13 protein-coding genes are annotated in these 10,748 nt (G+C 40.4%); 1 reads left to right on the forward strand and 12 read right to left on the reverse strand.

Translation table 11 applies throughout. The features are described 5' to 3' along the window. Positions 1-24: 24 nt before the first annotated feature. From BFP75_RS05765 to rsgA, 3 genes are read right to left on the reverse strand one after another with little or no spacing between them, the layout of a single operon-like run. Positions 25-351 (reverse strand): nucleotide pyrophosphohydrolase, encoded by a 327-nt coding sequence (locus BFP75_RS05765; RefSeq protein WP_099544180.1) that lies wholly within the window; start codon positions 349-351, stop codon positions 25-27. Beyond that, entirely contained in the window at positions 351-803 is a 453-nt protein-coding gene (dtd, locus tag BFP75_RS05770) for a D-aminoacyl-tRNA deacylase (protein ID WP_099544182.1), read from the reverse strand. The genes BFP75_RS05765 and dtd overlap by 1 nt, the downstream gene beginning before the upstream one ends. Continuing rightward, positions 800-1,753, reverse strand: a complete 954-nt coding sequence (gene rsgA, locus BFP75_RS05775) for a ribosome small subunit-dependent GTPase A (RefSeq protein ID WP_099544184.1) — start codon at positions 1,751-1,753, stop codon at positions 800-802. Before rsgA ends, dtd begins: the two co-directional genes overlap by 4 nt. 163 nt (positions 1,754-1,916) lie before the next feature. On the opposite strand from rsgA, the gene BFP75_RS05780 reads away from it, so the two are divergent. After that, positions 1,917-2,357 (forward strand): hypothetical protein, encoded by a 441-nt coding sequence (locus tag BFP75_RS05780; RefSeq protein ID WP_099544239.1) that lies wholly within the window; start codon positions 1,917-1,919, stop codon positions 2,355-2,357. A 99-nt stretch (positions 2,358-2,456) separates the two neighbouring features. On the opposite strand, the gene BFP75_RS05785 is transcribed toward BFP75_RS05780, so the two are convergent. The 9 genes from BFP75_RS05785 to BFP75_RS05825 form a co-directional block, all read right to left on the reverse strand. After that, positions 2,457-3,539: a bifunctional 3-deoxy-7-phosphoheptulonate synthase/chorismate mutase type II gene (locus BFP75_RS05785; protein ID WP_099544185.1), complete on the reverse strand. Its 1,083-nt coding sequence runs from the start codon at positions 3,537-3,539 to the stop codon at positions 2,457-2,459. Continuing rightward, positions 3,539-4,399, reverse strand: coding sequence for a prephenate dehydrogenase (locus BFP75_RS05790; protein WP_099544187.1), 861 nt, complete (start codon positions 4,397-4,399; stop codon positions 3,539-3,541). Before BFP75_RS05790 ends, BFP75_RS05785 begins: the two co-directional genes overlap by 1 nt. A gap of 75 nt (positions 4,400-4,474) precedes the next feature. Then, positions 4,475-5,623: a pyridoxal phosphate-dependent aminotransferase gene (locus BFP75_RS05795; protein WP_099544189.1), complete on the reverse strand. Its 1,149-nt coding sequence runs from the start codon at positions 5,621-5,623 to the stop codon at positions 4,475-4,477. Next, the gene (locus BFP75_RS05800; RefSeq protein WP_099544191.1) at positions 5,620-6,447 is read right to left on the reverse strand and encodes a prephenate dehydratase; all 828 of its coding nucleotides are present in this window, start codon (positions 6,445-6,447) and stop codon (positions 5,620-5,622) included. The genes BFP75_RS05795 and BFP75_RS05800 overlap by 4 nt, the downstream gene beginning before the upstream one ends. 248 nt (positions 6,448-6,695) lie before the next feature. Next, positions 6,696-7,160, reverse strand: a complete 465-nt coding sequence (locus tag BFP75_RS05805; RefSeq protein WP_099544193.1) for a hypothetical protein — start codon at positions 7,158-7,160, stop codon at positions 6,696-6,698. Positions 7,161-7,357: 197 nt separating this feature from the next. After that, positions 7,358-8,155 (reverse strand): head GIN domain-containing protein, encoded by a 798-nt coding sequence (locus tag BFP75_RS05810; protein WP_099544195.1) that lies wholly within the window; start codon positions 8,153-8,155, stop codon positions 7,358-7,360. A 3-nt stretch (positions 8,156-8,158) separates the two neighbouring features. Beyond that, positions 8,159-9,256: an acyloxyacyl hydrolase gene (locus BFP75_RS05815; RefSeq protein ID WP_099544197.1), complete on the reverse strand. Its 1,098-nt coding sequence runs from the start codon at positions 9,254-9,256 to the stop codon at positions 8,159-8,161. Positions 9,257-9,376: 120 nt separating this feature from the next. Continuing rightward, positions 9,377-10,330: a methylenetetrahydrofolate reductase [NAD(P)H] gene (metF, locus tag BFP75_RS05820; protein ID WP_099544199.1), complete on the reverse strand. Its 954-nt coding sequence runs from the start codon at positions 10,328-10,330 to the stop codon at positions 9,377-9,379. Between the two features lie 61 nt (positions 10,331-10,391). After that, positions 10,392-10,748 carry a four helix bundle protein gene (locus tag BFP75_RS05825; RefSeq protein WP_099544201.1) on the reverse strand — a complete coding sequence of 119 codons (357 nt, stop codon included), beginning with the start codon at positions 10,746-10,748 and terminating at the stop codon, positions 10,392-10,394.

Raw genomic sequence — 10,748 nt, forward strand, 5'->3', positions numbered from 1 at the left:
TAAAAACGAACGCCAAAGATAGTATTATTTCAACTTTTTGTTGTTGTGATGGCGATCATGATCGCGCTTTGTTTTCAAATCTAACTTTTTATCAAATGCCTGTTGTAAATCTACACCGGTCTGGTTCGCCAAACAAAGCACCACAAAGAGGACATCTGCCAGTTCTTCGCCTAGGTCTTTGAATTTATCGGATTCTTTTTCGCTTTGTTCCCCATATCTTCGGGCGATTATCCGTGCGACTTCCCCAACCTCTTCTGTCAACTGAGCCATATTGGTAAGCTCATTAAAGTAGCGTACACCATGTTGCTTAATCCAATCATCTACTGCTTTTTGTGCGTTGTCTATATTCATTATTCCTTATCTTTTGTATCCATTATAATTGTCACCGGACCATCGTTGAGCAGATCTACCTTCATATCCGCCCCAAAAATTCCCGTGCCTACTTTTTTACCAAATTCCTGCTCCAGTCTGGAAATAAATTTTTCATAAAGGGGAATGGCAATTTCCGGTTTTGCTGCCCTTATATAGGAAGGTCTGTTTCCCTTTTTGGTAGATGCGTGCAAGGTAAACTGACTTACCACGATAATGTCACCATCACTTTCCATTACGGATGTATTCATAACACCCAAAGCATCGTTGAATATGCGCAGGTTGATCACTTTACGGACCAGCCAATCAATATCCTCTTCAGTATCCTCTCCAACTATGCCTAGCAATATAAGCAGACCGTACCCAATAGAGGAAACGACTTTTCCCTCTACGGTTACACTTGCCTTGGATACGCGCTGAATGACCGTTCTCATTTTCTTTCCCCGTGAATGTCAATTCTATAATTCTCGTCTTCCCCCGTTATCATTTGTACATAGCTTTTATATCGGCTCCAGGAAACCTTGCCATCTTCCAAAGCCGTTTTTACCGCACATTGGGGCTCGTCCATATGAATACAATTATTGAACTTGCAGTCTTGTTTTAATTGAAACAGTTCAGGAAAATAGTCGCCTATTTCTTCCTTTTCCATATCCACAATCCCAAACCCCTTTATTCCGGGAGTATCGATAATCTGCGCGCCAAAACTCAAATCGAACATTTCGGCAAAAGTGGTTGTATGCTGTCCCTGTAGATGTTGTTGGGATATTTCGGCAGTTTTAATGCCCAGACCAGGCTCAATGGCATTGATCAAGGTTGATTTTCCCACTCCGGAATGCCCTGAAAACATAGAGGTTTTTCCGATCATCATCTCTTTTATCCTGTCTACGTTCTTTCCGGTCTTCGCCGATATTCCTATACAGGTATATCCAATTTCCCGATAGAGGGCTACCAAAAATTTTATTTCATTTTTTTCCGCGTCGGAGTAGGTATCAATTTTATTGAAGACCAGCACTGTGGGTACTTGATAGGCCTCGGCAGTAACCAAAAACCTGTCAATGAATATGGTATAGGTAGTTGGGTTGTTCAATGTAATCAACAAAAAAACCTGATCAAGGTTGGCAGCGATAATATGGGTCTGTTTCGAAAGATTGACCGATTTACGGATTATATAGTTTTTACGGTCTTCTATACTATTGATGACCCCCACCTTTTCCTCGCCTTTTTCGTCCAGTTCAAAATGGACATTGTCACCAACGGCAATGGGGTTGGTACTTTTTATCCCCTTGATCCTGAATTTACCTTTGATCCGGCATTCATAGAACGATCCGTCCGTAGCTTTGACGGTATACCAACTTCCTGTAGATTTATAGACTGTTCCTTCCATTTTGGCAATAACTCCAACTACAAAGAAACGATATTACTTTCAGAATCCATTTGTATACATCCTTTTCAAGAAGACAGGTATTTTATTGCAAAACCTACCATGTGTTTATTGTAAATTTGATTTGCATGAAAAACGAATGATTCATCCTTTAAAAACCAAAATCATGAAAAAAACACTTTACACCCTTTTCTTTACTTTTTTGGCGGTAATTGCTGCTCAAGCCCAAGAATTCAAAATTATAACAACCGTTGAATCCATCGTGCCCAGCGGTTTGGGAAGATCTAGAATTATTGATGGTAATGCGGATAGGGACTATAAGGAATTTGCAACCGTACAAACGGAAGAGGACAATACAAGGAACAAAGCGGACCGCTCAGATATACGGGTAAAGGATTTTGAGGAGACCAAACTCCTGAATTTTTATAATATAGCGGGAATCCGATTTCAAAATATTGCCGCCAACGATGCGCTCATTTCTTCCAAACTCACAGCCATGGCCGCGGAGGGTTGGGAACTCGTTTTTGTAACCAGTGGTGTTGAGGCCGATGCGGGTGACAAAGACGGCCAAGGAATTTTTATTACCCGTTTCGTTTTTAAAAGGTAAACCCTTTAGGGATTGAAGAACAATTGCCCCAAAAAATACATTTTGAACCTATTCCCAAAACGAACATAAAAAGCCCGGTCAATGACCGGGCTTTTTATATTATCCATTTACGATTTTTTCCTGATGGTTAATGGACTCTTGGTGAATTGCCTTGAACATTTTCAATATAAACTCTTCACTGAGTCCTTTGCTTTCCCCTTCCAAAATCATAGCGCCTAGAATTTGGTTCCATCGGTTGGATTGTAGAACGGCAACGTTTCTTTCCTTTTTAAGCGCTCCTATACTATCGGAAATCTTCATACGTTTTCCTAGGATATCGATCAGTTGATTGTCTATTACATCGATTTGGGCCCTTAAATTGCTCAATTTGGAATTGTATTCCGCCTCAACATCGGTCTCCTTTCTTATTTTTAAATCCTTCATGATTTGAACCAATCTTTTTGGAGTTACCTGTTGGGCAGCATCGCTCCAAGCGTTATCAGGGTCGTGGTGGGTCTCGATCATCAACCCATCGAAATTTAAATCCAAAGCGGTTTGGGAAACATCAAAGATCATGTCCCTTCTTCCCGTGATATGTGATGGATCGTTGATCAATGGCAAATCGGGAAATTTGTTCTGGAATTCAATGGCCATTTGCCACTCCGGGATATTTCTGTATTTGCTTTTTTCATAGGTTGAAAACCCACGGTGGATAGCTCCCAATTTTTTCACCCCTGCGGTATACAATCTTTCTATACCTCCCAACCAAAGGGCCAAATCAGGATTTACGGGATTTTTCACCAAAACGATCTTGTCCGTGCCTTCCAAGGCATCGGCCAATTCCTGCATAATGAACGGACTTACGGTAGATCGGGCACCTACCCAAAGTAAATCAACATCATACTCCAGGGCCAATTCAACATGTGCCCTATTGGCAACCTCTGTGGCGGTTTTCAGTCCTGTTTCCTCACGCACCTTTTGAAGCCATTTTAGACCCAAGGCACCAACACCTTCAAAATTTCCGGGGCGCGTTCTAGGTTTCCAGATACCTGCACGGTAATAATTTACATCGGTATCCTTTAACTCATGTGCGATCTTTAAAACCTGTTCTTCGGTCTCGGCACTACAAGGCCCAGCAATTACCAGCGGATGGTTCAAATGCATATCATCCAACCAGGATCTCATTTCTTTCTTGTTCTCCATTACTTCTTATTTATCGGTATTCCCTTTAATATTGATTTTATCTTGTTCGTATTGTTCATTTCGTTATAAATGCCATCAAAATCATCCACCAACAACAATTCCCTAAAATCCATCAGGTTCTGAATGTATTCATTTAAGGTCTCTATGACGTTTTCCTTGTTCTGTTCAAAAATGGGTGCCCACATGGCGGGTGAACTCTTTGCCAAACGCACCGTACTTTCAAAACCACTTCCTGCCATGTCAAAAATATCACGTTCGTTTTTCTCTTTTTCAATTACCGTCTTTCCTAACATAAATGAGCTGATGTGTGACAAATGCGAGACATAGGCAATATGCTTGTCATGGGCCTTGGGATTCATATAGCGAATGCGCATACCCAATAACTGATAGATTTCCAAAGCCCTTTCCTGCAATTTGAAAGCTGTCTTTTCCACTTCGCAAATAATATTGGTCTTACCTTCATATAGGCCATGTATGGCCGCTGAAGGACCGGAAAACTCTGTTCCTGCAATGGGGTGGCAAGCCAGGAAATTTCTTCTCTTAGGGTGGTTCGCCAATGCCTTACAAATAAGCTCTTTGGTAGAACCCGCGTCACAGACCACACAATCATCCTGTACGCCGTCCAATATTTTTGGCAATTCCTTCACCGTGGCATTGACCGGAATACTGACAAACACAAAATCGGCCTTATCCAAATCCTCATAAGTCGCCTTGTGTTCAATAAGGCCCAAGGCCATGGCCTCTTGCATATGTTCTGGATTGGCGTCGATTCCAAAAATCTTGGCCTCTGGCATTTTTGCATTGATATCCTTTACAAAGGAACCTCCTATCAATCCTATACCGATTACAAAAACGTTCATAAGCCTCCCCTGGCCCCTCCCAAGGAGGGGAATTTTGATGTTATTATCATTTTTTTCAACCTGTACAACTTCATTTTATTCAAATCTTGAAATAGCCTCCTGTATCTTCTCTTTTGTTACACATAGGGAAAAACGGATATACCCTTCGCCATTACTTCCAAATATAGTCCCCGGTGTAATGAAGATATCCCTATCGTACAAAATATTGTCTATAAATTCCTCTGCCGATGTTATACTTATGGGTAATTTGGCCCAAACGAACATACCTACGGCATCCTCATCATAACTGCAGCCCAATTTTTTTGCCAATTGAAAAATAAGTTCCCTTCGTTCCTTGTAAAGCTCGTTCAACTCACTATACCAAACATCCGAACTTTCCAAAGCGGTTATGGCACCCTTTTGTATGCCATAAAACATACCGGAATCCATGTTACTCTTTACTTTTAGGACTGCCTCCAAAAATTGTTCATTGCCCAAAACGAAGCCTACACGCCAACCGGCCATATTAAATGTTTTGCTCAGGGAGTTCAACTCCAAACAAATCTCTTTGGCTCCATCGATCGCCAGGATACTCTTAGGATGGTCGTTCAATACAAAACTATACGGATTGTCGTTGACCAATAAAATATCGTTTCTTTTGGCAAAAGCAATAAGATTTGACAACTGTTCCTTGGTAGCGGTAGCCCCTGTTGGCATATGTGGGTAACTTACCCACATCAATTTTACCTTGGTCAGGTCTTGGGCCTGCAAAATATCCAGATCAGGAAACCACCCATTTCCTTCCGTCAAATCATAATAAACAGGTTCTGCCTCCACCAATTTTGTAACCGATGTGTAGGTAGGATACCCCGGGTTGGGTACCAATACTTCATCGCCTTTGTTCAAAAAGGCCATACTTATGTGCATAATACCTTCCTTGGAGCCCATCAAGGGAAGTATCTCATTTGCCGGGTCAACCGCTACCCCAAATTTTCTTTTATAAAACGAGGCAATCGCATTGCGCAATTCTGGTAATCCTTGATAGCTTTGGTATTGATGTGCACCTTCCTCCAAAATGGCATTTTGGACCGTATGGATAACTGCTGAGGACGGAGCCAAATCAGGACTTCCTATACCCATGTTGATAATGGGCCTTCCCTTGGCCATTAGCCCCCTTACCTCCCTCAATTTTTTGGAGAAATAATATTCCTGAACCGATTCCAGTCTTTTGGCAGTTCGAATCATAACATGGCGTTTTTATATTCCCCTAATACCTTTATCTCTTCCAACATGATATTCAAAAGCGATTTTGCCTTATCAAAATCCTCGTATTTGTTAAATGTCACATCCACAAAAAAAGAATATTTCCAAGGCGTCTCGATAACGGGCAGGGATTGAATTTTGGTAAGGTTTAAATTACAATCGCTCATTACATTCAGTACCGTGGCCAAACTGCCGCGTTTGTGATCGGTCAAAAACCGCAACGAAGCCTTATTTATTTCCTCCTTGGGAAGTTCCTTGTTCTTTGTTTTTACAATGATAAAACGGGTGGAATTATTTTTAATGGTCTGTATATCGTCCGCTACGATGTCCAAATCGTATAAATCAGCTGCAACCTTGGGAGCAATGGCCGCAATATGCTTTAATTTTTGATCGTGTATGCGCTTGGCGGTTTCCGCAGTATCCACATCCTCCACTAGTTTTATGGACGGATAATCCTTAAAGAATTCCTTACATTGCAGCAATGCCATAGGATGTGAACTTACCTCCTTTATATCCTCAAATTTTTGCCCTTTCAACACCATGAGATTATGATGGATATTCAGATAATATTCGCCTATTATATGCAGGTTGTTCCTATGCACCAACGCATAATTGGGAATGATAGAACCTGCAATGGAGTTCTCAATGGCCATGATACCCTTATCCGCTTTTTTTTGTAATAATTGGTCCACTACGGCATCGAACGACATACATTCTACCAATTCAACGGCATCATCAAAATAGTCCTTGGCTACTTGATGATGATTAGATCCCCTAATTCCCTGTATGGCTATTCTTATTGGCACGACTTTATTCTAAAAAAAAAGTCCCGTTTTTCACGGGACCCTTCGTATTATATTATTTTCAACATACTACAACAGTCCCGTACCTCTTTTAAAAAAGAAGTAAAAATAAAAACCGTTCCAGAAATATTGCTTTGTCATAATCTTTAAAACCGCGGCTAATGTAATAATTATATTTAAATCGCAAAGAAAAGTTCCCTCACTTTTTTAAAAAATTGGAAAAAGTGTTGAAAATTTGATTTTAGCGAGAATCAAAACTTTAAGGCCAAACCAACTCCGGTATCGGAAGGGACTAACCTATAGGTGGTCTTTCCCAAACTATCGTTGAATTCCAAAATAGCATTTTTCTTGTTCTTGTTGGCCAAACAGTAAAAAATGGAACCTACTACGGCCGTACTTGCAAAACCAATGATGGGGGCCGTTGTATCATTGTCATTATTCTCACTGACCAGGTACCAAATACCAAAGCCCAGATTGGCCGTCGCGGCAGCAAAAGTCACTCCATACTGCTTTTTTGATTTAGACCAATAAACTTCCGAAGCCGGATTGGAATCCATGGCCATCCCGAATTCCTTCCAGGTCATTTTATCCTTGTCCTGATAAAACTCATCACCCCACATACCTTGAAAAACGGTAATCTCTTGGGCAAAAGCATTTTCCATTACACCTATGAACGCCAGTGCTATTGTAAACTGAAGTATTCTATTTCTTTTCATCTTTTAAAATTTATTATTATTGATAAGGTAAGATGCAATTCACCACTAATCTTAGAAAAAAATATTCTGATTAGATTGGCTCATTTCATATCTTTTTTGTTTAAAATTAAATAACATTAATTAAACAAAATGATGTTTGGTAGGCTTTAACACGTTTTTAATATGTTTCCGGAAAATCGATATACTCAAAAACAGGATTAATCACTAAAAATCAACCGTCCATTAAATAGTTCCTCAACCTCAACAACTTCTGGCCGATTGAAGGAAATAACATCACCATAACCCCGTATCACCCCAGAAATAGATTCTTGCGGATTTACCAATAGATCATTACTTCCACGGTGATTTAGGGAAATAGATTGAGCTGTCAATTCCTGGGCCTCAATCCTGGAATCTCCTGCGGCAATGGTCACATTGAGATTTTGTGTATTGCCCCGTAGCTTAAAATAGGCAATGCCATTTACGACAATACTTACGTTTTCTGTATTAAGATGTAAATCAAATTCCCCATCCGTAGTTTCCGCTTCGGGAACAACAAAACTTTCTGAAAACAGGGTCAGATTTGGATACGCAAGTACGCCATCGCTTTGTATGGGAAGGCCCGTACTACTTCTAATTTCTGTTATGTTAGGGGAGGTGACATAAACCGTTGTCAATCCGTACTCCCTAAAAAGATTACAACCATTTTCATTGCGTAGAATGAGTCGGTCTCCCTCTAGGGATACAGAAACTTCCTCCTTAAGATTTTTGCCTGTTTCCACTTCCACTTTTTGGACATCCCCTTGCGTAAGTACCAAGGCAACCTTTTCAAAAACCGTTATTTTGTTGAATTCAGGGACCACTATTTCCTCTCGTACCAAATCACCCGCCGTTTGTAAACAATCCGAAACATTATCTGAATTACAGGAAATAACGGCGATACTCAAAAGACATACGACCCTTTGAAGGAATGCACCGATCAAACCATTTTTAGTATGTTCCCTTTTTCCATCCATTCCTTATAACCGTATTCCAATGCCAAATTCCACAGCTTCCGCGGCAGCACCGTGTGATTTTAAAGTGATGGCACCAAACATTTTGTCTCCAAAATATCGTTTTAAGCCTATCCTATTATACATACGCCCTTCAAAATCAAACGGATAATATACATAATAGCCCAACTGGGTGATGACGGACATGCTATTGATAAAAAGTTCATGTCCCAAAAAGACCCCTACTCTTTTATAATCATCATCGGGCCGTACGTCCATCTCAGGAAATGACGTGCCCTGAAACCGAATTAACTCCTTCAAAAAATTAGAAAAGAACACATCCCCTCCCAGCTGAATGGCACTTTTCCTCCCCAATCGCTTATCGGCATAGGCCGAAAAAATAAAAAATCCATATTGCCCGGAACCTATAACGTCGCTTTCATTAAGTCCGCCCCTTAAAATTAAGTTGTAACGTATCGGCTCGTTTATCTTTTCCCTATCTGAAGTATTTATATATTCCAATTTCTCTCCACCGTCCAAATCATACGTTAACCCCAGGTTTAATGCAAACGTATTCGTGGAAGTATTGGGCGACCTAAAATTACCATTGGAATAATGGATGACGGAAACCCCGGCCTTTAAACCCAATCCCGAAATAATATTTTCCTTGTGATAGTTCAGCATTAGATAGGTGGAACTTAAAAAATCCGACCCATAGGCGTTGTTCCTAAAATTTTCCTCCCTGTCATAGGGATTAGTGGTATAAGCAATCCCCTGCCCTATCCTAAACTGGATATTTCTTTTAAGAAAGTAAAAATTGTAGTGTGCATACAGTCCAAAATTCCTGCCCAATGTAGCATTGTTCATATCCTGATAAACAAACGAGGCCCCGTAATCCGGATAGTTATACAGCTCCTCCCATTCTTTCGACCCATAGGTTTTGCGGTTGTAGCCCAAAATAAAACCACCGGGGTGGTTGGCAATTAGATGGGAAATATCAGGATTATGAAGTAGGATAGAGCCATAGAACTGGCTAAAATCCAAGGTATGTTTTTTGATTTCCGAATTTTGGGAAAAACATAGGGTTCCCAATAGGGAAATTAACAAAAAACATTGCTGTTTCATGGGGGTCAAAGGTAGTAAAGTTGGTTGTTAGTTTTTAGTTATTGGTTGATTGTATTTCCCAATCAAAACTGAAAATAGTATTTGTACCCCTTTAAAGAGTCCTATAGCTAAGCGTTTAACTCAAAAAACCTCTTTCGCAATGGCCTTAATATTATCTGATTTTCCCATGGAATAGTAGTGCAAAACGGGCACACCTGCCGCCTTCAATTCCTTGGATTGCTGAATGGCCCACTCAATGCCCACCTGTCGTACCTCTTTGTTCGTGGAGCAGGCCTCAACGGCATCGATCAAATCCTGTGGAATATCGATTCGAAATACCTGTGGCAACAATTGCAGGTGTCGCTTAACCGCAACCGGTTTTATTCCCGGAATAATGGGTACATTGATACCTAAATTCTTGGCGGCCTCCACAAATTCAAAATATTTTTGATTATCAAAGAACATCTGTGTTACCACGTAGTCCGCTCCGGCATCCACTTTTTCCTTTAGGCGCTTTAAATCGGTTTGTAAGGAAGGAGCCTCCAAGTGCTTTTCGGGATAACCCGCCACGCCAATGCAGAAATCGGCATTGTCGTCAGAGTTTATAGTCTCGTGCAAATACTGCCCATGACTCAAATTCCGGATCTGTTCCACCAATTCCTTGGCATAGCAATGTCCACCATCCGTAGGGGTAAAATATCGTTCCTCCTTCATGGAATCTCCCCTGAGGGCCATCACATTGTCAATGCCCAGATAATGGCAATCCACCAAAACGTACTCCGTTTCCTCCTTAGTAAAACCTCCACATAATAAATGTGGAACGGTATCCACATGGTATTTATGTTGAATGGAAGAACAAATCCCCACCGTTCCAGGTCTCATACGGGTCACCTTCTTTTCCAAAAGTCCGCCTTTGTCAATATACACATACTCTTCCCTAGATGTGGTCACATCAATAAAGGGCGGTTTAAATTCCATCAGGGGATCTATATTATCGTACAGTTCCTGTATGCTCTTTCCCTTAACGGGCGGTATCAACTCAAAGGAAAACAAGGTCTTTCCCTTGGCCTTTTCTATATGTTCCGTTACTTTCATTCTATTTGGTTGGTAGTTTTTAGTTAAGTGTTGATGGTAAATACATGAGCTGTTCTCTTACTTAACTCTTACTTTTATAATAATTGATAAAGCCGTTCAATAACTTTTTACAATTGGTAATTTGGTTTAATGTCTTTTCAAAATCTTTCTCGTGAACATATTTTTGGTCTAAAGCTAAATAAAGTTGTGTTTCCAACTCATAAAGTGAACCCCTTGAAATATACAAAAACTGAATAGTATCGGGAGCTGTTCTTCTACCAATACCTTCGGCTATATTTGACGGTATTGATATAACACATCTTCTCATCTGGTCAACTAATCCAAAATCTTCTCGTTTTGGGAAACCCAACAAAAGATTATATACATCCTTTACCAACTTACGACTCTCTTTCCATACATCCAATTCAGTATATTCCAT

Origin of the sequence: Maribacter sp. 4G9, assembly GCF_002742265.1 — a bacterium.
Taxonomy (GTDB): domain Bacteria; phylum Bacteroidota; class Bacteroidia; order Flavobacteriales; family Flavobacteriaceae; genus Maribacter.